Below are 23,948 nucleotides of genomic sequence, written 5' to 3' on the forward strand. Positions count from 1 at the left end.
GGGTTTCCTGTTGCGCCTTCAAGCTAGCCGCAGGTGCGTTGTTGCCCAAGCCCTAAGGTGCTGTTGGTCAGGCATTGATCGAATTGCGCGCAAAATACTGACAAGCGGGTGCAATGACGATATGAAAGCGGTCCAATCAACCATCACTCAGGATCATGGCGCTCAATGACTGCCGGTGACGACATTGCTATTCGCCGCAAGATGATACGCTATCGCGCGTGGCATCGCGGAACGCGGGAGATGGATCTGGTACTGGGGCCGTTTGCGGATGCCCATGTCGAATCGATGAATTCCGAGGGGTTGGATCGGCTGGAGAAGCTGATGAGCGAGGAGGATCCAGCGCTTCTAACCTGGGTCATGGGGCAGGCGGTGCCGCCGGAAAATGTTGACCGGGCCTTTCTCGACATAGTCATTGCCGACCATAGCGTGCGGGCGCGTTCATGAACGAGATGGTTCCGATCAAGCCAACGCGCACGCTATCGAATGTGCCCGACGGCATGCAGCCCATGGTTTTGGCGCGGCTGGTTGAGGAGCGATTGAAGGTGGCGCCGGATGACGCGGCCAGCGTCGTTTTTGTAGCGCGCGATGGACGGCGTTTGCAGCGTATGGCGGAGATTTTGAGCCAGATGTTGCCCGGCCATCCGGTACTTACACTACCTGCCTGGGATTGTCTGCCCTACGACAGGGTCTCGCCGAACGGGGTGACGATCGCGGCGCGGATGAATACACTTGCGGCGTTGACCTCGGGTGGGGTTAAGGGTGTGGTGGTGCTGACGGCAGTCAACGCGTTGATCCAGCGACTACCGCCGCGCGATGTTGTGGCTGGCATGTCGTTTTCAGCGGTTTCAGGCCGCATGGTGGACAGCGAAAAGCTGATTGGCTGGGCGGCCAATAATGGCTATCTGCGGGTGCCGACGGTTCGGGAGTCGGGCGAATATGCGGTGCGTGGCGGGTTGGTTGATCTGTTTCCAGCCAATGCCGAGTTCCCACTTCGATTCTGACTTTTTCGGGCAGACGCTTGAATCTATTCGTACATTTGATTCCGACACACAGCGCACCAATGGAACGCTTAAGCACATCGATTTGACGCCGATGAGCGAACTCGTCTTGACCCAAGAGACGATCAAGCGCTTCCGGCAAAATTATACCCGCAGCTTTGGTGGTAATACCGCTGACGATCAGCTTTATGCGGCTGTCAGCGGCGGTGCGCGCTATTCAGGTAGCGAGCACTGGTTGCCGTTTTTTTATGATCACCTGGACACGCTGGCTCAATATTGCGGTGATGCGCCGTTTGTTTTCGATGATCAGGCGATTGAGGCCTACTCGGATCGGCGGGGGCAGATTGACGACTATTACGAGGCGCGCGAAACTGCACGGGTGACGCCGCAGGTGGCCGGTAGCGGGGCACCGTACAAGCCTGTTCCGCCTGCCTTGCTGTATGCGGTGGACGACCATCCTTACGCGTTGGCGGGAGCCAGCGTCGTACAATTGTCGCCGTTTCTGGCGCCCAATGCGAACGACGATGAGGGTGGGCATATAGCGCCCAGTTTTGCCGCCGAACGTGCAGCAACCGATACCAATCTGTTTGAAGCAGTTGTTGAGCGGCTAATGGCGGAACGCCGCGCCGGGCGTCGCACCATCATTGCATGTTGGAGCGAGGGCACCCGCGACCGCATGGTGCAGGTGCTCAAGGACCATGGACTGACCAATCCGCGGTTGGCCGAAAATTGGCGCGATGCCGCAAGCACTAGCGCTGCGACCACGTCTCTAGTGGTGTTGGGACTTGAATCCGGGTTTGAAACCAAGGACTTGCTGGTTTTTTCCGAGCAGGACATTCTTGGCGAGCGCATTTTGCGGGCGCAACGCAAGAAGAAGGCCAGCGATGCGCTGACGGAAGCTACCAGTTTGGCTGCGGGCGATCTGGTGGTGCATGTCGATCATGGTATCGGCCGGTTTTTAGGCCTCAAGGTCATTTACGCGGGCGGGGCGCCGCATGAATGTGTCGAGATCGAATATGCGGGCGATACAAAGCTCTATCTACCGGTAGAAAATATCGAACTGCTGTCGCGCTATGGTGCGGAGGACGCCGGGGCGCAGCTGGACAAGCTGGGCGGCGTTGCCTGGCAGGCCAAGAAGGGACGCCTCAAAAAACGTATCCGCGAGATGGCGGAACAATTGATCAGGATTGCAGCGGCACGACTGCTCAGTCGTTCCGACCCAGTTGAAATCCACCCGGGTGCCTATGACGAATTCGTAGCGCGGTTTCCCTATGAGGAAACCGAGGATCAGTTGGCGGCGGTCGACGCGGTGTTTGAAGATTTGACCGCTGGCAAAGTGATGGACCGGCTGGTGTGCGGCGATGTCGGGTTCGGCAAGACCGAAGTTGCGTTGCGGGCAGCATTTGCAGTGGCCCTTGGCGGTCAACAAGTTGCGGTCGTCGTGCCAACCACTCTATTGGCCCGGCAGCATTTCAAGACCTTCAAGGAGCGTTTCGCCGGGTTGCCGGTCAATGTGCAGCATGCATCCCGGCTGGTGACATCGGCCGAGATGAAAGCGACCAAGGAAGGGCTGGCAGATGGTCAGGTCGATATTGTCATCGGTACGCACGCCCTGCTGGCCAAATCAATAAGCTTCAAAAATCTTGGCATGCTGATCATTGATGAAGAGCAGCACTTTGGCGTTGGCCACAAGGAGCGCCTCAAAGAACTCAAGGACAATGTGCATGTTCTGACCCTGACGGCGACGCCGATTCCGCGAACCTTGCAGCTGGCACTGACCGGCGTGCGGGATTTGTCGCTGCTGGCCACGCCGCCGGTCGACCGACTGGCGATCCGCACATTCATTTCGCCGTTTGACCCGTTGAGTGTGCGTGAGGCGCTGTTGCGGGAGAAATATCGCGGTGGGCAGTCATTTTATGTGGTACCACGGATCAAGGATCAGACCGAGATTGCCGAGTTCCTGATCGCTCAAGTGCCAGAGGTTTCCTTCGTGATTGCCAATGGGCAAATGGCGCCGGGGCAGCTCGATGACATCATGAATGCCTTCTATGATGGCAAGTTTGACGTGCTGGTAGCGACAACAATTGTTGAATCCGGGTTGGATATTCCAAACGCCAATACGCTGATCGTTCACCGAGCCGACAATTTCGGGTTGGCCCAGCTTTATCAGATACGTGGCCGTATCGGTCGGTCCAAGGCACGGGCTTACGCGCTGTTTACCGTGCCACCTGATCGGAAAATGACCGATACAGCAGAGCGGCGTCTCGGCGTGTTGCAATCACTAGAAAGTCTTGGTGCAGGCTTTCAACTGGCAAGCCACGATCTGGATATACGCGGGGCCGGCAATTTGCTGGGCGACGAGCAATCAGGCCATATTCGCGAGGTCGGGTTCGAACTTTATCAGTCGATGCTGGAAGAAGCCGTGGCGAACCTGCGCAGCGGGGAGGGGGAATATCAGGACGATAATGAATGGAGCCCCCAGATATCGCTTGGCATGCCGGTGATGATTCCAGAGACCTATGTGCCGGATCTGCAAGTACGGATGCAGCTTTACCGACAGTTGGGCGACCTTTCGGATGTGCGCGAAATTGATGCGGCGGGCGCAGAGTTGATCGACCGGTTCGGGCCTTTACCCGAGGAAGTTGAAGGTCTGCTCAAAGTCATCCTTGTCAAAGCCTTGTGCAGGGTTGCAAATGTTGAGAAAGTGGACGCCGGTCCGAAGGGAGCAGTGATAACTTTGCGCAATAATGAATTTCCGAATCCGGTGGCTCTGGTCAGGCTGGTTTCTGATGTCGCCAATCAAGTTCGGATCAAACCTGATCAAAAACTAGTGTTCGCGCGCAACTGGCCAACCGCCGAAGCGCGCCTCAAAGGGGCCGCGGGCATATTGTCGCGAATGGCCAAACTGGCCGAAAACGCTGACGGATGAGCACTTTCGCGGCAAATATTTACCTCTCGGACGACGATCCGCCACACTTTGTCTTTAAAGCTTTGGCAAGAACGTATGGTCATGTTATTGCCCGAATTCAGCACTTGAAGGGCAATTCATTGAAGGTGGCAAAGATGGCCACCGGGACTGCCAAGGAAGCCAAGGAAATTCTATGAACCTCAGGAAACCTCTAGTCGCCGGGATTTCGGTGGCTGCGATGCTGCTGTCCGCGATGTCGGCATATGCCCAGGATAATTCAGCGCCAGTTCCGGCCACGGCAACGCCCGTGCCGGCACAGAGCGATGCGCCCACACCGCCAGCCGTCGCGAGCCCGTGGCTCAAGGTTTGCGGCGACCCGATGGAAGATGGCAAGAAAGCCTGCATCATGAGCCAACAGGTCGTGGTCAACGGGCAACCACTCGCCTCGTTCACACTGCGTGACGATCCGGGTCAGGAAAGCCGGCTTCTGGCTGTGGCGCAGTTGCCGCTTGGCGTGCTGTTGCCGTTTAGCCTGACATGGCAAATCGACAGCGCAAAGCCTGTTCGCGTACCCTTCATGTTGTGCGATCCCGGCGGGTGTAGCTCGCAGCTCGTTATCAACGAGGCCTATATCAACTCGCTCAAGCACGGCAACACGCTTAAGCTGATCGCCAAGAACCGTTTCAACAAAGACCTTGTCATCAGTGTCAATCTTTCGGGCTTTACCGCCAAGTATGACGGTGAGCAGGACTATTCCTGGGACGAGTTCCAGAAAATCGCCAGCGGTCAGAGTGCACTGGATCAGAACAGTGGCGGTGCGGCACTCGAAAAGGGTGTTGCCGATCAGGCCGAAGAATTGCGCAAGAAGCTTACCGAGAGCGTCAAGCCCGATGGTGCTGCGCCCGCCAACTAGGATTGGCCAATTATCGAATATGGAAAGGGTGCCGGTGGCACCCTTTTTTGTTGGCTATCGCCGGCCCATGCCAATTGCGAAGGCTTGTTTGCGCAGAGCGGGCAAAAGTTTGAGCGCCCATAGGCCGCCGGAACGCAGCGCCTGGGCGGGCAGCATTTCCAACAGTAGTGACCGAAACAGCGCGTCGACGACCGAGCCGGTCTGGACCAGATCGGCATGGCGCAGCTGTGCATAGTCAGTGCTGGCGCGGCTTGCCCAATTGGGATCGGATTTGTTGATTGAACCGGCGATCTGGGCCAGATCGGCGACGTCGCGCAAACCGAGATTCAGGCCTTGCGCACCAATAGGAGGAAAGGCGTGCGCTGCTTCGCCGATAAGTGCGATACCGTTGCCGCCAGCTTTGTTTACGGTCAACGTGCTCAGCGGGAATATGAAACTGGACGACAAGATTTCCAGAGACCCGAACAACCGTTGCGATTTTTCCATCAGGCGGGCCGTTAGTGCCTCGGTGCCGCCCGATAGGGCTTGCCGGAGAGTTGAGTCCTGATCGATCCAGACCAGATTGGCGCGGTTGGCCCCGGCGGGGACCAAGGTGAAAGGTCCGTTGGAATAGTGGAATTCGACCGAGGCTCCGTTCAGCGGACGCCCAAGGGCGAGGTCGCACACAAGAGCGGATTGAGAAAAGGCGTGCTCGCGCGTCGAAAAGCCCGCCGCGCCGCGGACAAACGACTTTTTCCCGTCGGCACCGATGATCAGATTGGCGCAAAGTGTGGTGCCATCGGATAGCGTTAGGGTGTGAAACGCATCGCTCAAGGTAAGCGCAGCGAGAGTGCAGGGGGATGTCGTGATATTTTCAAGCGTTGCGGCGATATTTTTGAAGCTTTCGGTGAGCTTGATGTTGGCAAAATTCCAACCGAAGGCAGGAATATCTGCTTGTTGAGCGTCGAAGAGCGTTTCGGGTGCGCGCAACAGGCGATTTGTGGCGTCGATAATGCGAATTTGCGTCAAGGCATGGCCGAGCGCCTCGGGCGTATCGATCAATCCAGAGTCGGTGAGAAACTGAACGCTTGGCATCATCAGGGCAGAGGTACGCCGATCGGGCGGCACCTCTGGCGACAGGTGCAGCGTTTCAAGTCCTGCCTTTGCCAGAGTAATGGCGGCGGCCAGCCCGGTCAGACCGCCGCCGACGACAACGGCATCATATTGTGGTTCGAACTGGTTCATTGAGCATTGGCAAGTCGTTTGGCGTGCCCGCTGGGCACAAGGGCGCTGCCAGCATACGACCCGATGAACAAGGCGACCAGATAGATCCACAAATCATTGGGCAAAAAGGCAATCAGTGAAATTGCAGGGCCGGGGCAGATGCCGGACATTCCCCAGCCGACACCGAACAGGGCGGCGCCAATGATCAGGCGGCGATCGATCTTTTGATATTCGGGTTCATGAAAGGTCGTGTCAAAAAGGGGTTCTGCGCGGGCGCGACTGAAACGAACCGCAAAAAACATGACAAGAATGGCGGGAACAATAACAAATGCCAGGCTTGGGTCCCAACCCCCGGTTGGTATGGCGGTGAAATCCAGAAAGCGCAGTACTTTTAGCGGGTCAACCATTTGGGAGACGTAAAGCCCAGCACCAAACAAACCACCACTTAAGGCAGCCGTTGCCAGATATGGGAGGTGCAATCTGTGCATCAGACTATTCCTGTAATGGTGACGGTAATGATGGCGACGCCGAAAAAGACCAGTACTGCAACAAGCGAGCGCCTCGATAATCTGGCAAGCCCGCAGACCCCGTGCCCCGAGGTGCAGCCATTGCCGATTTTGGTGCCGATACCGGTCAAGAGACCGGCGATGGCAACCCAGACCGGGGTTGGAATTGACCAACCTGCTGGCGGGGCGACGAGTTGGGCTGGTTCGGTGCCGCCGACCCCGAGGTCAGGAAACAGACGCGATGCCAGAAATGTCGCAGCGATAAGGGCGGCAAGAAATACCAGACGCCAGATTACCGTCTGGGCCGGCGGAAGGAGCTGACCGAAAATGCCGGAAATGCCCGCGAGGCGACCATTGCCCAGCCAGAGCACGGCACTGGCGAGACCGATCAAAACGCCCCCGATTGTTGCGGTTAGCGGGGAAAATGCTTCCATAATTCATCAATCCAATTGGGTCGGGTTCGTTGAATATTAGCATTTGCGAATATGGTGAACTAGCGTCTGTCTTGCTCTAGCTTGGGGTGGAAGTGAAAAACTAGTGCGCAAATCAGCCCGGTTTTGGCTTTTATGTGCGAGCCGGTACCTCTAGATATAGGGACCGAATTGAATCGTCATGGAGCGTTAGATGCTTGAGTTGTTGAGTGATCCCAATGTCTGGATCGCCCTTGGAACGCTTACCGTTATGGAAATCGTGCTGGGCATCGACAACATTGTTTTCATATCCGTTCTGGTTTCGCGGTTGCCCACCGAACAGGCGGATCGGGCGCGCAAGTTGGGATTGGCGCTGGCGCTGGTGTTCCGCATCCTGCTGCTTTTGGTCATCAGCTGGATCATCGGGCTGACCCAGCCTGCCATCAGCGCCTTTGGGTTGGACCTGTCCTGGAAAGACATTATCCTGATCGCGGGTGGTGTGTTCCTTGTCTATAAGGCGACCCACGAAATGCACGCGGCAATTGAAGAGCCGCATGAGGTTGACCTGATACAGGCCGCCAAAGCCTCATTTTCGGCAATCATCGTTCAGATCATCATCATCGACATGGTGTTTTCCATCGATTCGATTGTGACGGCCGTGGGGATGGCTGAGCATGTCGAGGTAATGATTGCTGCAGTGATCATTGCTGTCGGCGTCATGTTTGTTGCCTCGGGGCCCGTTGCCAAGTTCGTTTCCGACCATCCGACGGTCAAGATGCTGGCGCTGGCGTTCCTTCTCCTAATCGGGGTGTCGCTGGTGGCTGACGGTCTTGGATTCCATATCCCCAAGGGCTACATCTATTCGGCAATGGGTTTTTCGGTGTTAGTGGAAGCCGTCAATATGGCCATGCGGCAGCGAAAGCTTGCCAAAGTAGGGGCGCACAAGGCCAAATCACAGGTCGAAGCGGTTTTGCCTGACGCAACGCAGGCCAAACGGAAATCCAAATCGACTTCGGCGGCGCGGGCGCAATCGCGCCCTAAATCGGCGCCGCGTAAACCCAAGGTATAGGCATGACCCAAGCTATTGTTGTTGAAAAGAACGGTGGGCCCGAACAACTCTCGGTCCAAAATATTTCCGTGGGCGCGCCAAAGACCGGGCAGTTGCGCATTCGCCAGACTGCAATTGGTGTGAATTTTATCGATACCTACCAGCGCTCGGGCCTCTACAAGATTGAAATGCCATTTGTGGCGGGCAATGAAGGGGTTGGCGTAATCACCGAGATCGGCCCGAACGTTTCGGGTTTTTCGGTCGGTGATAAGGTGACCTACCAAGGGCAGGTTGGCGCGTATAGCGCCGAGCGGCTGCTGGATGCCGAACGGGCCATACCCGTGCCGGATGGCATTGAGGATCAAACCGCTGCAGCGATCATGCTCAAGGGCATGACTGCCTATTATTTGATGTTCAAGACATGGCCGCTTGCCAAGGGCGAAGCGGTACTGTTTCACGCGGCAGCGGGCGGGGTAGGGCTGATCGCCTGCCAGTGGGCCAAGGCAATCGGTGCGCGCGTTATTGGCACGGCGGGCAGCGCCGAAAAGCTGGCGCTGGCCAAGGCGCACGGCTGTGATGAGGTGATCAACTATCGCGAGGAGGACTTTGCGGCCCGCGTCAAGGAATTGACCAATGGTCGTGGTGTTGATGTTGTTTACGACGGGGTTGGCAAGGACACGTTTGAAAAGTCGCTGGATTGTCTGCGGCCGCGCGGACTGATGGTCAGTTTTGGCAATGCATCAGGACCGGTTTCGGTGCCCGATCTCGGCATTCTGGCGCGCAAGGGGTCGCTTTATGTAACCCGACCGACTTCGGCGCACTATTTTGCTGATCGCCAATCAATGCTGGAAGCGGCCAACGCCGTATTTGACGTGGTCGCTTCAGGCAAGGTCAAAGTCGAAATTGGTGCGACCTATCCGCTGGCAAATGCGGCCGAGGCGCACGAGGCACTGGAGGGGCGGAAGACCACAGGGTCGGTAGTGCTTACGCCATAGTGAGATTGTGAACCATCGCCGTGAGTTTTTCACACCTGCAGTTGTACGGTGAACGAGAGTGCCTTGACAGACAAAGTCAAACCCCTGAAAAGGCACGCAGAGGCCACGTGGCGGAGTGGTGACGCAGCGGATTGCAAATCCGCGTACCCCAGTTCAATTCTGGGCGTGGCCTCCAAATTCCAGAAAATCTAAAGCACTCGCCCAAAATGATCGGTAGCTTTTTGCCGCATTGCAGGATGGGCGCTTGCGCATGCCGGGGGAAGGGGATATTCACGTCGAGCATATGAGCAGAGTCAGGGCGGCCACGAATGGATGAATATTTGAAGGCGCGCAAATACATGGTGGATAACCAGTTGCGCACCAGTGGAATAACTGATTGGCGGATACTGCTCGTCATGAGCGATATTCCAAGAGAAGACTTCGTTTCTGATTCAGCAAGTGTGGTTGCCTATTCTGATAATCATATGCCGGTTGCAGTCGGCACTGGCGCCAAGCGCTATCTCGCTGCGGCAGCGCCGTTCGCCAAACTCATTCAGTTAGCCGAAATCGGACCCACTGACACGGTTCTCGATGTTGGCGCCGTTACCGGCTATTCAACGGCAGTTATCGCGGGATTGGCCGCCACCGTAACCGGGCTTGAAATTGATCCAGCCATGGTCACCGCGGCAAACGCCCACCTTTCAACCCTCGGGATCAGCAATGCCAAGGTCATTGCCGGACCGCTGGCCGAAGGCGTTGCAGGACAAGGACAATACAGCGTTATCGTTCTTGAAGGCGTGGTTGCGGCGGTGCCGCAGGCACTTTTGGATCAACTGGCAGATGGTGGGCGGTTGGTTGCCCTGATTTCAAATGGCGGACCGGCAGTTGCTCATATTTTCGTGCGATCGGGCAGCGAAGTTGCCGGACGGGCCGAGTTCAACGCGAATATGCCCCAGCTTCCAATAGAAGTTCCGGAGCGGGAATTCGAATTTTAGGCATATTTTCCGATGTGTGTTGCTCGGCGAACACGCTTCAACATTAAATATTCAACAAATTGCGTCACCATCGTTCGATTAGTTGTGTGGCGTGAGTACCCGGCATAGTGTTTGCGGGATTGGAGAGGCTGATAATGAAATTTAGTGGTCAAATATTCGCTAGTGTTCTGGCGATGACGGCAGCCTTTGGCGTTACCGGTGTACAGGCGCAGTCCATTGCGGAAGCACTCACGCGGGCTTATCAGTACGCACCTGATCTGGCGTCGGCGGAATTAGCGGCCAAGGTTTCGAGTGAAGGTATCGTTGCTGCCAAATCTGCGAAACTGCCGCAGTTGGGAGCCACAGTCAGTGGTGATTATACCGTGCGCGGCGTTGGTGGTTCATTCACAGATACGCAGTCCCTGTCAGCGGGGCTCGGCTACAATCAGACGTTATTTGACAGCAACAAGACTGACTCCAATGTTGAAGCGGCGCGGGCGGGCGCCCAGGCGGCCGAATATAACATCCGTAATACGGAGCAGAATGTGCTGCTGGCGGTTGTGCAGGCTTATATGGCTGTGCTTGGCGGGCGTCAGTTGGTGCAGTTGCAGTCCGAAAACCAGACCTTTTATCAGGCGCAGCTGAAATCGGCGCGCGACAGACTGGACGTTGGTGAGGGCACCCGCATTGATGTGGCGCAGGCCGAGGCGCGGTTGGCGCAGGGCGTTGCCACCTATCGGGCAGCGGTCAACCAGCTCGAAATTAGCCAGGCGACCTTCCAGCGTTATGTCGGCCAGAAGCCTGGCAACCTGAGCCCATCGCACAATTTCACCCGTCTGGTACCACGTTCGCTGGATGCGGCGATTGCGGAAGCAGAGGGTGGGCATCCCGCCATTTTGATGGCCAAGGCCGCAATTCGGGCGGCACAAGCGGGCGGCGAAGCGGCCAAGGCCGCGTTCGGACCTACGGTTGCTTTGACCGGGTCGGTTGGGATGGGACTGACCGATACGGCGCCAACGCCCGTGGTTTCGGGCGCCGTCGGGTTCAAGATTTCTGTGCCGATCTACGCGGGTGGGGCTATCGGTTCGGGGGTTCGCAAGGCGAACCTGCAACAGATCAAGTCAGAGGTTGACGCCATGTCGGCCTACGATCGGGTTCGTGAATCTGTTATTTCGGCGTGGTCAGGTGTGCAAAGCGCCGACTCCCAAATCCAGGCGGCGCAGTCGGCCGTGTCCGCTGGTCAGGAAGTTTTGAGCGGGGTTATTCAGGAACGTGATCTGGGTGCACGCACGACATTGGACGTCCTTAATGCACAAAGCGATTTGACGACCGCCAGGCAAAGTCTGATCAATGCATCGACAAACAAGGTAGTCGCGACATTTTCTCTTCTGTCCGCCATGGGTCATCTGACGGCGACCGATCTCGGTTTGGGTGTCAAGATCAAGACCGCAGAGCCTTACACGGCGACTGTCGAGGATGTTTGGCAAGAATTGCGCTCCGTTAGCGACAATTAGGCGATCACGCCAAATTTAGACGCAAGTTATGGTGGTCGGGCAAGTCCCGGCCACAAGTTTTAGGGGAAGACCTAATTCTGTCGCCTTGCAGCGATTCCTTAATTCATGCGCTCGGTCTAAGGTACCTGCGCGAATCAGAGTAACGGCCAGTGCGGATGGTGGAGTTCTCTGGTGTCAGTGCATGAGTAAGAGGCGGATATGAACAAGCCTGCGACCAAAGAACCGTCGATGGACGAGATCCTATCGTCGATCCGACAGATTATTGCGGACGACGATGCGGCAGGAGCGCCACGCAAACCTGTGCTGCAGGCCGCGCCGCCACCCATGCAGGCAACACCGGCACGCACACAAATCACTGACGATGCGGATGACGGCTTTGACGAGATGGAGCCATTGGCGCTGTCTTCGGCCCAGATGTTGCCCGAGCAGGAGCCCGAGGTGCCAAGTGGTGGTGGTGGCTTGAGTTTTGACGACATTCTTGCTGATGCCGAGGACGAGGACGAGGAAACCGTGGATGTGGCGGGTTTGGTAGAACCCGATGATATTGGCTTTGAAGCCGATCCTGAGCCAGAAGCCGAACCAGAAATTGCGCGGGCACCGGTATCCGAACCTGAACCTGTTGTTGCGGTGCCCGAGCCCGAACCCGAACCAATCATGGAACGGTCGGCTGAGCCTGCGCCAATACCAACAGTGGAGCTGGTCCAGCCGGCACCACAACAAGCACGTGCAACGGAAAAGGCGCCTCCGATGCCAGATGCGACTTTAAGCCGGGACATGGCCGAACAACTGGTGGAACCCGCAACAAATGCTGCCGTTCGGAGCACGTTTGCGCGGCTCAACAACCTTGGCCTCGGCGCTCAGGGCGTGACCATTGAATCGATAATGCGCGATATGCTGCGTCCGATGCTCAAGGAATGGTTGGATGAAAATCTGCCTTCGGTGGTCGAGCGTATGGTTGAAAAAGAAATAGCGCGCGTTTCGCGCGGCGAGTAGCTGATTGGCCGTTTCGTTGGCGAGATAAGTCGTCGGGCCGCTGCAACGCAGTTGACCCTGCGGTCAGCATTTGCTTGAAGACATGCAATTCCCTATCGGCCCGTCCGAATCCGAATGTGGATTTTGGCGGGCTGTTGCTGTTGTGAGTGACAATATGATTGAAAAGACCTATCAGCCCGGCAGCGTCGAAGGGCGCATTTTCGAGCAGTGGCTGGAAGCCAACGCCTTTGCTGCTGGTGCCGGCGCGGCACCGGGCGCGGAACCCTTTTCAATTGTCATCCCGCCACCCAATGTCACTGGATCGCTGCATGTGGGGCACGCGCTCAACAACACGATCCAGGACATTCTGGTGCGGTTCAACCGGATGCTGAAAAAGGATGTGCTGTGGCAGCCGGGGATGGACCACGCGGGCATTGCCACCCAGATGATAGTCGAACGTCGCTTGATGGAAGCGCAGGAGCCATCTCGCCGCGACCTGGGGCGCGAAGAATTTTTGCGCCGCGTCTGGCAATGGAAAGGCGAGAGTGGCGGCACAATCATGAATCAATTGAAGCGCTTGGGCGCTTCGGCCGATTTTTCGCGCGAACGTTTCACCATGGGCGAGAACGGCGCGCCGGACGACCAGATGGTTCGCGCTGTGACCAAGGTTTTTGTCGAGTTGCACGAGCGTGGTTTGATTTATCGCGCCAAGCGGTTGGTCAATTGGCATCCGGGACTGGAAACGGCGATTTCAGATCTTGAGGTCGAGAATATCGAAGTGAAGGGCCATATGTGGCACCTGCGCTATCCGTTGGCAGATGGGGTCACTTACCAGTTTCCTATCGGCCACGATGATGATGGCACGCCGATTGAATTTGAAACGCGCGACTATATCATTGTTGCAACGACCCGGCCCGAGACGATGTTGGGCGACAGCGGTGTCGCGGTGCATCCCGATGACGAGCGTTATGCCTCGTTGGTCGGCAAATTTGTCGAACTGCCTCTCGTGGGGCGGCGCATCCCGATTGTTGCTGACGAATATGCTGATCCAAGTCTGGGCTCGGGTGCGGTCAAGATCACGCCGGCCCACGACTTCAACGACTTTGAAGTTGGCGTTCGCAACGATCTCGAGCAGATCAACATTCTGACGACCAGAGGCGAAATCGTTGACACGGCACCGGAAGTCTACCGGGGGCTGGATCGGTTTGTGGCGCGCAAGCGCATTGTTGCCGATCTTAGCGCTTTAGCGGAAGGGGATCCGACGCGTGGTCTGGACCATATTGAAGACAAGAAAATCATGGTTCCCCATGACGAAAAGTCCAAACTTGTAGTCATCGAGCCGTTTCTGACCGACCAATGGTGGGTCAAAGCCGACGTTTTGGCCGAACCAGCGCTTGCCGCGGTGCGCGAGGGCCGAACCCGGTTCGTGCCCCAGCAGTATGAAAATACCTATTTTGCCTGGCTTGAGAACATCAAGCCATGGTGCATTTCGCGCCAGCTGTGGTGGGGGCATCAGATACCGGCGTGGTACGGGCCGGACAATCATGCGTTTGTGGCGCAGAATGAAGCCGAAGCTCAGGCTGCGGCCAATTTGCACTATGGCAAGCCAGTCGTGCTGCGCCGCGACGAGGATGTGCTGGACACCTGGTTCTCCTCGGCGCTTTGGCCGTTTTCGACGATGGGGTGGCCTGACGAGACACCGGAACTCAAGCGTTATTTCCCAACCAGCGTGTTGGTGACGGGATTTGATATCATCTTTTTCTGGGTTGCCCGGATGATGATGATGAGCCTTGAGTTTGAAAAGACCGAGCCATTTCACACCGTTTACATGCATGCCCTGGTCCGCGACGAGAAGGGCCAGAAAATGAGCAAGACCAAGGGGAACGTGATCGATCCTCTGGCTTTGATTGACCAGTATGGAGCCGATGCGACCCGGTTTACGCTGGCGGCAATGGCGGCGCAGGGGCGCGATATTCGGCTGGCGATCAATCGTGTTGAAGGCTATCGCAACTTTGTCACCAAGCTTTGGAATGCGGCGCGCTTCCTTGAAATGAATGAGTGTCGTCGGGTTGAGGGATATGATCCCAAGGCGAACCGTCTACCGTTGAACCGTTGGATTGTTGGGGCCACGGCTCGTGCTGCGACCGCAATCACCAAAGGCATCACCGACTATAAATTCAATGAAGCGGCCAATGCTGCCTATGACTTTGTGTGGGGGACTTTCTGCGACTGGTATGTCGAGTTCGCCAAGCCGATTTTCATGGGTGACGATGCTGCTGCAAAGGCAGAGACCCGCGCAACAGCGGCATTTGCACTCGATCAGATTTTGAAGTTGCTGCACCCATTCATGCCGTTCGTTACGGAAGAATTGTGGGCTGAGACCGGCAAGCACGGACCGGCGCGCGATGGTTTGCTGATGTTGCAGGAATGGCCGCAGATGGATGGCCTTGAGGATGCTGAGGCGGATGATGACCTCAATTGGCTGTTGAATGTCATTTCGAGCGTTCGTTCGGTGCGGACTGAAATGAATGTACCGGCGTCGGCCAAATTGCCGCTGATATTGGTGGGGGCGGATGAGACGACGCTGCGTCGACTTGTGGCCAGCACGACACTGATTACCCGGCTCGCCCGGCTGGAAGAAATTTCGCCTCAGAGTGAAATTCCAAGCGGATCGGCCCAATTTGTCGTTGGGGAAGCCACATGGGCACTGCCGCTGGCGGGGTTTATCGACCTGGACGTAGAAAAGGCGCGGTTGACCAAAGATATTGGCAAGCTCGAGGGCGAAATTGCGGGTGTCGACAAGAAGCTGGCGAACGAGCAATTCGTCGCCAAAGCGCCCGAAGAGGTCATTGAAGAGCAAAAGAGCCGACGCGAAGTTGCGATTGATCGACGTGACCGCATCAAGGCTGCGCTGGCGCGACTGAGCTAGGCCATTTCTGTGCCCGACATGTCGACTGCTTTTGGTCGGCACCGTGCGGTGGGATGGATCGGCGGCAGGTTCTGTCGTCAACTCCAAATTTGTGACGATTCCGCAACAGCGATTGGCGATTCAATCGTCGTTGGTGCTTGTCAACGATTTGGCGATACATCTTGCCACAATGTAACCCCATAAAGAGCGAATGAACGAGAGAGGCAAGGTCGTGCTCGCAAGCATGTGAGAGCTTTGCCACGTTTTTGGCCTTAGATGGCGTTAATCTCAGTGCAAGGGGTGCGAAAACCCCGCCAATTTGTCCTTTGGGCAATGCGGAACAGGGCGACGAGATGACAGATACTCCCCATTGGGGAGGCAGAAGGAGAACTATGCGGAATTTTGGGGTTAAATCCCTGATCTCCGTTACGACGGCAGCATCGATCATCTTTTCGGTTGCAACAATGCCGACGTACGCACAGACCGCGCTCGACGCGACGCTGGAGATGGCAAAAATGCTGGACGGTGCCTCAAGTGGCATATCCGGCGACGAATTGGTTGTCGCCTTGCAAGAGGCAGCTGCGGCCGGACAGGCTATGGCCATGTGGCAACTCGGCACCATGTATGAGAATGGTGAAGGTGTCGCCAAAGATCCTGCCAAGGCTTTTGGCTATTTTTCCCAGATTGCTAACGACAATGCCGACACGGCGCCTAGAGGGCTTGAAGCCGATATCGTCGCGCAGTCTTTTGTGAAGGTTGGCGACTATTACCGCGATGGATTGCCGAGCGCAGGCATAAAGGTGAATCCTGCCCGATCTCACGCCTTATTGCTGCACGCCGCCTCCTATTTTGGCGATGCGGACGCTCAGTATCGTGTCGGGGAGCTATATCTCGAAGAAAATGAGCTTGGGATCAACCCTTTGCAAAGTGCTCGGTGGCTTTCGCTGGCCGCCCACAAGGGGCACGTTCGGGCGCAGGCGCAATTGGGTGACCTGTTGTTCAACGGCATCAAGGGAATCGAACCGCAGCCAGTTGAGGGATTGATGTGGCTGACGATTTCGCACCAGCGTTCAAACGGCACACCCGATGGCGATTGGGTTAACGAATTGTTCAACCGGGCTGCGTCGGTTGCAACTTCGGACCAGCGCGCACAGGCAACCGAACTTGCGGCCCGGCTGGGGCCACAGTTTTCGGGTGGGCAGTGACGCTTAGAAGCTGAACTGCCCCTCGACCGGCACATGGTCACTCGGCTTATCGCGGGCGCGCAAATCCTTGTGCACGAGTGAACCTTCAAGGCGATCTGCCGCTTGGGGCGACAGCATCAGGTGATCGATGCGAATGCCGGCATTGCGACGCCACGCACCGGCCTGAAAATCCCAAAAAGTATAGGACGGTTCATCGGTCATGGCGCGGATGGCGTCGGTTAATCCAAGGTTGGCCAGTTGGCGGAATCTATCAAGGCTTTCGGGCCGATAGAGTGCGTCGCCCCACCAAGCATCCGGATCATGAACATCAACCGGTGTGGGTATGAGATTGAAATCGCCCAACAAGATGAATGGCTCTTCAAAAGTCAGGCGCTGTTGCGCAAAAGCGATCAGCCTGTCCATCCATGCCAGTTTGTAGGGAAATTTTTCGGTATCGACCGGATTGCCATTCGGCAGGTAAATATTGCAAACGCGGACGGCGCCGCTGGGGACAGAAAACACGCCTTCAATCAAGCGGGCCTGCTCATCGGTGTCGTCGCCGGGCAATCCGCGCTGCACATCATCGAATGGCACTTTTGACAGTATGGCGACGCCGTTCCAGCTTTTCTGGCCATGCGTTTCGACATTGTAACCCAGCGCCTCAATAGCTTCGCGCGGGAAGCCTTCGTCAACCGACTTGATTTCCTGAAGGCATACGATATCGGGCTGTTCCTGCTCAAGCCAAGCCAGTAGCAACTCCAACCGAGCTTTGATGCCGTTGATGTTCCAGGTAACAATGCGCATTTTTCAATCCCTTAGCCGTGCCACCAGGCTAAACGGCGAGATCGGGGCGCGTCATCAGTTGTGTGCGCGGATACCGCCAGCATGGTGTTGTTTTTCTGGCGCAAGCCGATGCTGAGACAGCGAAGCTGGTACCGCAGCCACAGGATGCGACGGCATTGGGGTTCTTGATTTGGAACGACTGGCCGATCAGATCGTCGACATAATCGATCTCGGCGCCGCCCATGAACTCAACGCTCATGGAATCGATCAAAATAGTCGCGCCGTTGCGGCTTAAGACCAGATCGTCGCCGGTTGGCTTTTCCTGAACCAGATTGTACTCGTACTGGAACCCAGAGCAGCCGCCACCGGCGACCGCAATACGCAACACCGTACCTTCGGGCTCTTTGGAAATAATCCGGGCAACCCGCTTGGCAGCACGGTCGCTCATGGTTACTTCGGGGGCAATTGTCGTGTCGGTCATTGGTGCATCCATGCCGTTGGTGTAATTCCATAACGGTCAGGGTAAAATAGTAACTCTCAATGCCAATGAAAAGGGCCTTGTTGTCAAAGATGAGCGATCACGCTTCATACGCCGCAAATCCAGAGCAATCGCGCGGGCGCCTGTTCAGCACCGGGTCAAGCCCAACGCGCTCGGCGTTTCAACGCGACCGCGATCGCATAATTCATTCAACCGCCTTTCGACGGCTTCAAAACAAGACCCAGGTTTTTTTGCACCATGAAGGGCGGCATTTTCGCAATCGTCTGACGCACACACTGGAAGTCAGTCAGATGGCGCGTTCCATGGCGCGGGCGTTGTCGCTGGACGAAGATCTGGCGGAGGCTGTGGCGCTGTCTCATGACTTGGGGCACACCCCGTTCGGGCACGCAGGGGAGCGTGTATTGGATGAAAAACTGGCGCGGTTCGGCGGATTTGATCACAATGTGCAGGCGATACGTGTGGTCACCCGGCTGGAAAATCGCTACGCGGAACACGATGGGCTCAACCTGACTTGGGAAACGCTTGAAGGCATTCTCAAACATAATGGGCCGCTCACTGACAAAAGCGGCAAGCCAGTGGGAAAATACAGAAAAGATGGGCTACCGGTGGGGCTCGATGACATTCCAGTCAGCGAGGACCTGCAACTTTGGAACTATGCGAGTCTTGAAGCGCAAACAGCGGCGATTGCGGACGATGTGGCCTATAATTCGCACGATATCGATGATGCGTTGCGCGCCAATCTGATATTGTTGCGCGATCTTGAGGATGTTCCATTGGTCGGGCCGATCGTGAACGAAGTGCTTTCGCTTTATCCCGATATTGCGGGGGATCGACAGGCTCACGAAGTGCAGCGGCGGCTGATCACGCGCTCCATTGAGGACGTTATTGCGACGACCCGCAGCGCAATTGCGGGAGCCGGCATTGAAAATATCGAGGATGTTCGAAATTCCGGTCAGATGCTGGTGCGATTCTCGGATGAGATGGCGGCGGCTGAAAAAGGGCTGAAGGGTTTTCTGTTTGAACGCGTTTACCGCCACAAATCGGTGATGCAGTTGGTCGGCGAGGCTGAAGGAATGGTCGCGCGACTCTTCGATCAATATTTGAGTTCTCTCGAAATGCCGGGGCGCTGGGGCATTGCGGCCAAAGCAGCGCCAAACGATGCGGCACAGGCACGCGTTGTTGCCGATTTTGTCGCGGGGATGACCGACCCCTATGCGATTGATGAATATGTGCGGTTGTTTGACGCTCGGCAGTAATTCCGTTAACCGGGGCATAGTTTTTCAGTCAGGTTTGTCATGGACGTTTTCGCCCTGTTCGCCGCGCGTATTACTGACGCGCTCAAAGTGCTCTATCCTCAGTTGGATGATGAGGTAATTGCGCGCCTTGTGGTGGAACCGCCGCGCGATCCGGCGCATGGCGATTTGTCGACCAATGCGGCGATGGTGGTGTGCAAACCTTTGGGCATGAAGCCGCGCGATGTTGCCAGCGTCATTGCAGCACATTTTTCGGACAATGCTGATGTGGAATCGGTCGAGATTGCAGGGCCGGGCTTTATTAATTTCCGCCTGACCCTTCTGGTCTGGCACAAGGTACTGCGCTCAATCGCAGCGCAGGGCGATGACTATGGCCGGTCGAACCTGGGGCAGGGAGAAGCGGTCAATATTGAGTATGTTTCGGCCAATCCCACCGGCCCTATGCATGTCGGGCACACGCGGGGCGCGGTTTTTGGCGACACGTTGGCGGCGCTAATGGCCTATTCTGGCTATGCGGTGACGCGGGAATATTACATCAATGACGCCGGCAGCCAGATCAACACGTTGGCGGCCTCGACGCTTTTGCGCTACCGCGAGGCCCTTGGCGAAAAGATCGAAATTCCATCGGGGTTCTATCCAGGAGACTATCTGGTTCCGGTGGGTGAGGCGCTCAAGACCGAGTTCGGCGATAGCTTGCTCACCGTGCCCAAGGCCGAGGCCATTGTATTGGTCAAGGAACGAGTGCTCGCAGCGATGCTCAAACTGATCAAGGCTGACCTCGCCCTGCTGGGCGTGCATCACGACGTCTTCTTTTCGGAGCGCTCGCTGCATGGGCCGGAAGGCGACATTGCCAAGACGCTTGCCTGGCTGCGTGATCAGGGCATGATTTATGAGGGGCGGTTGGAGCCACCAAAGGGCAAGACACCCGAGGAATGGGAAGATCGCGAGCAGACCTTGTTCCGCGCTACCGATTATGGCGACGACGTCGACCGGCCGCTGGTCAAATCCGATGGTTCCTACACCTATTTTGCGGCTGACATCGCCTATCACCGCAACAAGTTCCTGCGCGGCTTTACCCACATGATCAATGTGCTTGGTGCTGATCATTCGGGGTACGTCAAACGGCTCGAGGCGGCGGTCAAGGCTGTGTCGCTGCAGGCGGCGGACATGGATGTGCGTATTTGCCAGCTGGTTCGGCTTATGCGAAATGGCGAGCCATTTAAAATGTCAAAGCGCTCTGGCGATCTGGTGACGCTTGCCGATGTTGTCGAGGAAGTTGGCGCGGACGCAACCCGGTTCATGCTGCTGTTCCGTCGCAATGACGCGGCCATGGATTTTGATTTCGCGCTGGTCAAGGAGCAAACAAAGGACAATCCGGTGTTTTATGTGCAGTATGCACATGCGCGGGCCTATTCAATATTTCGCAACGCGGCAAAAGAATTGCCGACCCTTGACATCAGTTCTGCGGCACTAAAGACGGCTGAAATCGAAAGGCTGGAATCGCCAGAGGAATTGGAGCTTGTTCGCGTGTTGGCGGCGTGGCCGCGGGCCGCGACTGCTGCAGCAATTGCCCATGAACCGCACCGAATTGCCTTTTATGTGCATGAACTTGCGGGTGCTTTCCATTCCTTCTGGGCAAAGGGCAAGGATAATGCTCAATTACGGTTTGTTAACCATGACGACCCAACATTGACGTTGGCTAGAACTCGCCCTCGTCGATGCCGTTCGTCAGGTTATTGTTAATGGTCTGCGAATATTGGGGGTTACTGCGCCCGAGGAACTTTCATAATTCGGGCGCAATAATGTGAAGACTGGCGGGAAATGCCCTGAGTAGGCGTACCGTTTCAGTAACATAGAGGGCGCTGATTTAATGACAACAGCGAAACCACAACAGACATCTGGCAATGGCGAAGCCGCCGATGATCTGATCGCTGAACTGGCAAAGTTGATGGCGCAGGATGCGCAGGCCGAACGACCCGAAGCAAAGTCGACGCCTGAACCCGCCCCGACGCCAGTTCGAATTCCCGGTGTGACGCACGATACCAATGCGCCCAAGGACACGGTTGTACCGCGCTCTGAACAGGTTCAACTTGAGCCCTCGCAAGGCGAAGTTCCTCCAGCGCAAGCCGACGGGCCTGTTGAGAAACAGTTTGTGCCGGCATCGCCGCAAACTCGGAGCGCGCCGCATCGTCCGGCACCTGACGAAAATGTAACGACGCCTGAGGTGGCATCTGATGACCATGACGCAATCGCTGACCTGATTGCGGCCGAAGCTGAATCCCCAACTCCGGCCGCGGAAAAAGCAGTGGACGAGCAGACGGACGCGCCAGAGCCTCTGGCGCTTTCGGGAAAGGGGTGGGCCGCATCAGAACATCTCACCCAGCCGTCCGGGCCGTCGTCACCGATTCGACGTGCCAATGTTCCCGTCGCGCCGTCAACGCCCGATGCAAGCGAGCAGTCTCATGCAGGCGGACGGGTTGAACCCGAGATGGGCACACCTGCCGGATCGTCACGCGATGACAATTTCAAGGTTGCGCCGATATTCGGATTGGGCGGTCCCAAAATCGATGGTCCATCCGAGGGCAATGCGCCTGAAACGCAGTCCAATGCTGCGGTGCAGGCAGAGTCGATTGTGGACAATACGCCGGTCGAGCCGTCAGTGACCGCTGACAAACCTCGGGTGGCTGAGAAGTCGGAGGATGTAAGTGCGGCGGAAACCGATCCAATTGCCGAGATCGAAAATCTGATTGGGCAGGCCGTTCGTGTGCACCTTGATCCGCAGCCAAAACCGGTGGCCAGCAATGCCTTGCGCGATCTGGCGGGGCAAGAGTCTCAATCGGCTCGGGTCGCACCGGAATTAGCTTCTCATGAAGGCGGGTCGGACAGCGATGCAGCAATATTGGCTGCGGCGCAAAGCCGCGGCGCGGAGGTCAGTTGGGCCGACACGGGCGAAATTGATGAAGCGGACGAATTGGACCCGCCACCGCGGTCCAACCGCAAGCGCCGAACAGGTGGTTTGACGCGCGCATTTGCGGGCCCAGTTGTTGCTGTAGCGCTGCTGCTTGTCGCCGGAATCGGGCTCTATTGGGTGCTTGGCATGGACGGGCCCGACAATGGTCCGGTGCCTACATTGTTGGCGGATACCACCCCAACAAAAGGTGCTCCTGAAACGCCACCCGCCGCTGAAACACCACAACAGTCTGTGGTTTTCAACGAGATTGACGGGGTAACGCCGACCGAAAATGAAACGCTGGTTTCCCGAGATCAAAGCCAGGCAGACGAAGTGACGCAACTGACAGCGTCAGCGGTCACTACGGAGGAAGGGCTGGCCAACCGCAAGGTGCGGACGGTTACCGTGCGCCCGGATGGAACGATCGTCAGTAGTGACGAGGCGGTTGCGGGGACGGCGATATTACCGGTTGACCGCCCTGACGTGCCCGATGTTCCGGGGGCTGGTACTGCTTCACCTGAGTTGTTGGCCGCGGCATCGGGCGATGTCGCTACCGCTGTTGCTGCAACTGAACCCGAACCCGTAACCATTGCGCCGGCTACGCCCGGTTCGATGGTTCCGGCTGTGGATGGCAATGGCGTGCCCATTCCCGGAAAGACGGCTCCGGTGGCAATGCTGCGCCCCAGCACCTTTACCAACACCAACGTGGCTGCCCCACCGGTTGAAGTTGCGCCAACTGTGCCAACCTCGCCAATCAATGCCGTGGTTTCCGAGCCGACGCAGACAACGCAAACATCAGCAGTCAGCACGGCGCCTGCCTATGTCCAACTGTCGTCCCAACGCTCTGAAGAAGATGCGCAGACAACGGTTGCCAATTTGCAGAGCCGTTTCGGAAGTCTATTCGGTGGTAGCTCATTGCAGATCCAAAGGGTCGATCTGGGGGCTAAGGGCATCTACTTTCGCGTACTGTTGCCATCGAGCTCGTTGCAGGTGGCCACCCAGACCTGTAGTAGCGTTAAAGCCAACGGTGGCGATTGCTTCGCATTTTAGCGCAAATTGTCCCAACGGACGGCGTCATTGCGCTTTGGCGCTTGACGCCGTCGCGCCGAAAACGCCAAGGTTTGCCATCAATTTACTCTGATGCGGCCTTATATTGATGACGAGCGTGCCGACAGACTGGTTTGAAGCGCCACCGGCAGCCAACGCCGATGATGTCATGTATGTTGACGTCAACGGCTATGAAGGACCGCTTGATCTTTTGCTGGAGCTGGCGCGGCGGCAAAAAGTCGATCTCGGGGCGATTTCCGTATTGGCTCTGGCCGAGCAATATCTTGGTTTTATCGAAACCATTCGCGAAAAGCGCATTGAAATTGCTGCCGATTATCTGGTGATGGCGGCATGGCTGGCCTATCTCAAGAGCCGGTTGATGGTGCCGCAGGCGAGTAGCGACGATGAACCGTCCGGCGAGATGCTGGCGGCAATGCTGCAATTCCGACTCAAGCGTCTGGAAGCGATGCGGCGCTCGGCCAGCCTGTTGATGAACCGACCCAGACTTGGGTATCAAGTTTATCCGCGCGGTAGGCCGGAGCCAATTGCGGTTAGCCGACGCAGCGTTTGGGAGGCGTCTCTTTTTGATTTGATCCGGGCGTATTCGTCGTTGCGAGACCGCTCAGCGGTGACCGACTACGCGCCGACCCTGCGTAGCGTATGGTCGTTGCAGGAGGCGAGCGACATTCTGGTGCGGCTCATCGGCGAGAGTTTTGACTGGGTGCCGATGGATCAATATCTGGCGGAATATCTGGGCACACCAATGGAGCGCGCAACCGTTCGGGCATCCAGTTTTTCGGCAAGCCTCGAATTAGTGCGGCAGGGCATGATTGATCTGCGGCAAACCGAGACATTTGGACCAATTTTGATGCGCAGGCGCAGGAATGAAGACGGTGATGTGTGA

General features: G+C 56.8%; 16 protein-coding genes, 1 tRNA gene and 3 pseudogenes. 15 read left to right on the forward strand and 5 right to left on the reverse strand.

What is annotated here, in order from left to right; all coding sequences use genetic code 11:
* Window positions 1-165 precede the first annotated feature (165 nt).
* The 3 genes and pseudogenes from PSQ90_RS16045 (at window position 166) to PSQ90_RS16055 (ending at window position 4,819) form a co-directional block, all read left to right on the forward strand.
* Complete coding sequence (locus PSQ90_RS16045) at window positions 166-444, forward strand: FAD assembly factor SdhE (RefSeq protein WP_282211258.1); 279 nt, start codon at window positions 166-168, stop codon at window positions 442-444.
* Window positions 441-3,927, forward strand: a pseudogene (mfd, locus tag PSQ90_RS16050) (transcription-repair coupling factor). The gene PSQ90_RS16045 and the pseudogene mfd overlap by 4 nt, the downstream one beginning before the upstream one ends.
* A gap of 172 nt (window positions 3,928-4,099) precedes the next feature.
* Window positions 4,100-4,819, forward strand: a complete 720-nt coding sequence (locus PSQ90_RS16055) for an invasion associated locus B family protein (RefSeq protein WP_282211259.1) — start codon at window positions 4,100-4,102, stop codon at window positions 4,817-4,819.
* A 54-nt stretch (window positions 4,820-4,873) separates the two neighbouring features.
* On the opposite strand, the gene PSQ90_RS16060 is transcribed toward PSQ90_RS16055, so the two are convergent.
* Genes PSQ90_RS16060 through PSQ90_RS16070 form a run of 3 tightly spaced genes read right to left on the reverse strand, consistent with a single transcriptional unit; the run spans window position 4,874 to window position 6,962 of the window.
* Window positions 4,874-6,043, reverse strand: a complete 1,170-nt coding sequence (locus PSQ90_RS16060) for an FAD-dependent monooxygenase (RefSeq protein WP_282211260.1) — start codon at window positions 6,041-6,043, stop codon at window positions 4,874-4,876.
* Window positions 6,040-6,510 (reverse strand): DUF6691 family protein, encoded by a 471-nt coding sequence (locus tag PSQ90_RS16065; RefSeq protein ID WP_282211261.1) that lies wholly within the window; start codon window positions 6,508-6,510, stop codon window positions 6,040-6,042. Before PSQ90_RS16065 ends, PSQ90_RS16060 begins: the two co-directional genes overlap by 4 nt.
* The gene (locus tag PSQ90_RS16070; RefSeq protein ID WP_282211262.1) at window positions 6,510-6,962 is read right to left on the reverse strand and encodes a YeeE/YedE family protein; all 453 of its coding nucleotides are present in this window, start codon (window positions 6,960-6,962) and stop codon (window positions 6,510-6,512) included. Before PSQ90_RS16070 ends, PSQ90_RS16065 begins: the two co-directional genes overlap by 1 nt.
* Window positions 6,963-7,152: 190 nt before the next feature.
* Between PSQ90_RS16070 and PSQ90_RS16075 the strand changes: the two genes are divergently transcribed.
* The 8 genes from PSQ90_RS16075 (at window position 7,153) to PSQ90_RS16110 (ending at window position 16,533) form a co-directional block, all read left to right on the forward strand.
* On the forward strand, window positions 7,153-8,007 hold the full coding sequence (locus PSQ90_RS16075; protein ID WP_328517515.1) for a TerC family protein: 855 nt from the start codon (window positions 7,153-7,155) through the stop codon (window positions 8,005-8,007).
* A gap of 2 nt (window positions 8,008-8,009) precedes the next feature.
* On the forward strand, window positions 8,010-8,981 hold the full coding sequence (locus PSQ90_RS16080; RefSeq protein ID WP_282211263.1) for a quinone oxidoreductase family protein: 972 nt from the start codon (window positions 8,010-8,012) through the stop codon (window positions 8,979-8,981).
* Window positions 8,982-9,082: 101 nt separating this feature from the next.
* Window positions 9,083-9,156: transfer RNA gene (locus tag PSQ90_RS16085), tRNA-Cys, on the forward strand.
* A gap of 133 nt (window positions 9,157-9,289) precedes the next feature.
* Complete coding sequence (locus tag PSQ90_RS16090) at window positions 9,290-9,955, forward strand: protein-L-isoaspartate O-methyltransferase family protein (protein ID WP_282211264.1); 666 nt, start codon at window positions 9,290-9,292, stop codon at window positions 9,953-9,955.
* 134 nt (window positions 9,956-10,089) lie between these two features.
* On the forward strand, window positions 10,090-11,448 hold the full coding sequence (locus tag PSQ90_RS16095; RefSeq protein ID WP_282211265.1) for a TolC family outer membrane protein: 1,359 nt from the start codon (window positions 10,090-10,092) through the stop codon (window positions 11,446-11,448).
* A 198-nt stretch (window positions 11,449-11,646) separates the two neighbouring features.
* Complete coding sequence (locus PSQ90_RS16100; RefSeq protein WP_282211266.1) at window positions 11,647-12,441, forward strand: PopZ family protein; 795 nt, start codon at window positions 11,647-11,649, stop codon at window positions 12,439-12,441.
* Between the two features lie 154 nt (window positions 12,442-12,595).
* On the forward strand, window positions 12,596-15,349 hold the full coding sequence (locus tag PSQ90_RS16105; RefSeq protein ID WP_282211267.1) for a valine--tRNA ligase: 2,754 nt from the start codon (window positions 12,596-12,598) through the stop codon (window positions 15,347-15,349).
* Window positions 15,350-15,720: 371 nt separating this feature from the next.
* Entirely contained in the window at window positions 15,721-16,533 is an 813-nt protein-coding gene (locus PSQ90_RS16110; RefSeq protein WP_282211268.1) for a tetratricopeptide repeat protein, read from the forward strand.
* A 3-nt stretch (window positions 16,534-16,536) separates the two neighbouring features.
* On the opposite strand, the gene xth is transcribed toward PSQ90_RS16110, so the two are convergent.
* Together xth and erpA are read right to left on the reverse strand one after the other, a co-directional pair.
* Window positions 16,537-17,316 carry an exodeoxyribonuclease III gene (xth, locus tag PSQ90_RS16115; RefSeq protein WP_282211269.1) on the reverse strand — a complete coding sequence of 260 codons (780 nt, stop codon included), beginning with the start codon at window positions 17,314-17,316 and terminating at the stop codon, window positions 16,537-16,539.
* Between the two features lie 115 nt (window positions 17,317-17,431).
* Window positions 17,432-17,776, reverse strand: a pseudogene (gene erpA, locus PSQ90_RS16120) (iron-sulfur cluster insertion protein ErpA); the annotation flags it as partial.
* Window positions 17,777-17,865: 89 nt separating this feature from the next.
* Here erpA and PSQ90_RS16125 point away from each other — a divergent pair.
* The 4 genes and pseudogenes from PSQ90_RS16125 to PSQ90_RS16140 all read left to right on the forward strand — a co-directional run bounded on the left by PSQ90_RS16125 (window position 17,866) and on the right by PSQ90_RS16140 (window position 23,948).
* Window positions 17,866-19,050: a deoxyguanosinetriphosphate triphosphohydrolase gene (locus PSQ90_RS16125; protein WP_282211270.1), complete on the forward strand. Its 1,185-nt coding sequence runs from the start codon at window positions 17,866-17,868 to the stop codon at window positions 19,048-19,050.
* 39 nt (window positions 19,051-19,089) lie between these two features.
* A pseudogene (argS, locus tag PSQ90_RS16130) lies at window positions 19,090-20,836 on the forward strand (arginine--tRNA ligase).
* 81 nt (window positions 20,837-20,917) lie between these two features.
* Complete coding sequence (locus PSQ90_RS16135; RefSeq protein ID WP_282211271.1) at window positions 20,918-23,047, forward strand: SPOR domain-containing protein; 2,130 nt, start codon at window positions 20,918-20,920, stop codon at window positions 23,045-23,047.
* Window positions 23,048-23,153: 106 nt separating this feature from the next.
* Window positions 23,154-23,948: a segregation and condensation protein A gene (locus PSQ90_RS16140; protein ID WP_282211272.1), complete on the forward strand. Its 795-nt coding sequence runs from the start codon at window positions 23,154-23,156 to the stop codon at window positions 23,946-23,948.

This window comes from Devosia rhodophyticola (assembly GCF_028816475.1).
Classification (GTDB): domain Bacteria; phylum Pseudomonadota; class Alphaproteobacteria; order Rhizobiales; family Devosiaceae; genus Devosia; species Devosia rhodophyticola.

What these genes read in the sequence shown, in the direction of transcription:
- PSQ90_RS16045 (WP_282211258.1), top strand. Translation starts at nt 166, where the DNA reads ATGACTGCCGGTGACGACATTGCTATTCGCCGCAAGATGATACGCTAT.
- PSQ90_RS16055 (WP_282211259.1), top strand. Translation starts at nt 4,100, where the DNA reads ATGAACCTCAGGAAACCTCTAGTCGCCGGGATTTCGGTGGCTGCGATG.
- PSQ90_RS16060 (WP_282211260.1), bottom strand. Translation starts at nt 6,043, where the DNA reads ATGAACCAGTTCGAACCACAATATGATGCCGTTGTCGTCGGCGGCGGT.
- PSQ90_RS16065 (WP_282211261.1), bottom strand. Translation starts at nt 6,510, where the DNA reads ATGCACAGATTGCACCTCCCATATCTGGCAACGGCTGCCTTAAGTGGT.
- PSQ90_RS16070 (WP_282211262.1), bottom strand. Translation starts at nt 6,962, where the DNA reads ATGGAAGCATTTTCCCCGCTAACCGCAACAATCGGGGGCGTTTTGATC.
- PSQ90_RS16075 (WP_328517515.1), top strand. Translation starts at nt 7,153, where the DNA reads ATGCTTGAGTTGTTGAGTGATCCCAATGTCTGGATCGCCCTTGGAACG.
- PSQ90_RS16080 (WP_282211263.1), top strand. Translation starts at nt 8,010, where the DNA reads ATGACCCAAGCTATTGTTGTTGAAAAGAACGGTGGGCCCGAACAACTC.
- PSQ90_RS16090 (WP_282211264.1), top strand. Translation starts at nt 9,290, where the DNA reads ATGGATGAATATTTGAAGGCGCGCAAATACATGGTGGATAACCAGTTG.
- PSQ90_RS16095 (WP_282211265.1), top strand. Translation starts at nt 10,090, where the DNA reads ATGAAATTTAGTGGTCAAATATTCGCTAGTGTTCTGGCGATGACGGCA.
- PSQ90_RS16100 (WP_282211266.1), top strand. Translation starts at nt 11,647, where the DNA reads ATGAACAAGCCTGCGACCAAAGAACCGTCGATGGACGAGATCCTATCG.
- PSQ90_RS16105 (WP_282211267.1), top strand. Translation starts at nt 12,596, where the DNA reads ATGATTGAAAAGACCTATCAGCCCGGCAGCGTCGAAGGGCGCATTTTC.
- PSQ90_RS16110 (WP_282211268.1), top strand. Translation starts at nt 15,721, where the DNA reads ATGCGGAATTTTGGGGTTAAATCCCTGATCTCCGTTACGACGGCAGCA.
- xth (WP_282211269.1), bottom strand. Translation starts at nt 17,316, where the DNA reads ATGCGCATTGTTACCTGGAACATCAACGGCATCAAAGCTCGGTTGGAG.
- PSQ90_RS16125 (WP_282211270.1), top strand. Translation starts at nt 17,866, where the DNA reads ATGAGCGATCACGCTTCATACGCCGCAAATCCAGAGCAATCGCGCGGG.
- PSQ90_RS16135 (WP_282211271.1), top strand. Translation starts at nt 20,918, where the DNA reads ATGACAACAGCGAAACCACAACAGACATCTGGCAATGGCGAAGCCGCC.
- PSQ90_RS16140 (WP_282211272.1), top strand. Translation starts at nt 23,154, where the DNA reads ATGACGAGCGTGCCGACAGACTGGTTTGAAGCGCCACCGGCAGCCAAC.